Source organism: Vulcanisaeta sp. JCM 14467, assembly GCF_001316245.1.
GTDB lineage: Archaea > Thermoproteota > Thermoprotei > Thermoproteales > Thermocladiaceae > Vulcanisaeta.
In genome coordinates, this window is sequence record NZ_BBDM01000025.1 from 1 (window position 1) to 597 (window position 597).

At 50.6% G+C, this 597-nt stretch carries 1 protein-coding gene; it reads left to right on the forward strand.

The window, feature by feature from the left end; translation table 11 throughout:
* The first annotated feature begins 94 nt into the window (after nucleotides 1-94).
* A complete protein-coding gene (locus JCM14467_RS14295) occupies nucleotides 95-514 on the forward strand; it encodes a hypothetical protein (RefSeq protein ID WP_054850617.1) in 420 nt (139 codons plus the stop codon).
* The last annotated feature ends 83 nt before the right edge of the window (nucleotides 515-597 follow it).

Below are 597 nucleotides of genomic sequence, written 5' to 3' on the forward strand. Positions count from 1 at the left end.
GCAAAACCACTAGCCACCAACTACGCACCATCATACGCAATGGGATACGCGCAATTACCGCAGCATGTAAGAACCGCAGGAACGGGTGATGAACATGGCGGGTAAGATTAGGATTTCAGTAGTAATCGTGTTGCTAACAATCCTAGTAATACTGACTGCATTAACGGTGCTGCCGAGGCATGCCGCTGCACAGAGTAATTCATGCACCGAGGCCATTGGCGGTTGTAATTACGAGTTTACGACGAATGGCGTGACGCCAAGCTTTGTCAGCGCTTTCGCACTTATAACGAACACGATGACCGTGCAGACCTACAGTGGGGGTTCTCCTGGATGGGTAACACTGCAGTACAACCCGGACGTGAATATGGTGTGCAGCAACCTGGGGAGTACTGGGAATTGGGTTCAGGGAGCTATTGAGTATTATGTAGCAAGTGGCTACCCAGGAGGACCAAGCAGCACGGGATACCTATACTTCACGGTTTGGGTTTTTTTATCCATGTACAAGCCCTCCTGAGGAATTGTGGGTGAATCCTCCACCTTATGGCCCATCTGAACCCATCCCATGGCCTCTTGCCTCTAATGCCCAGTGGTACATTG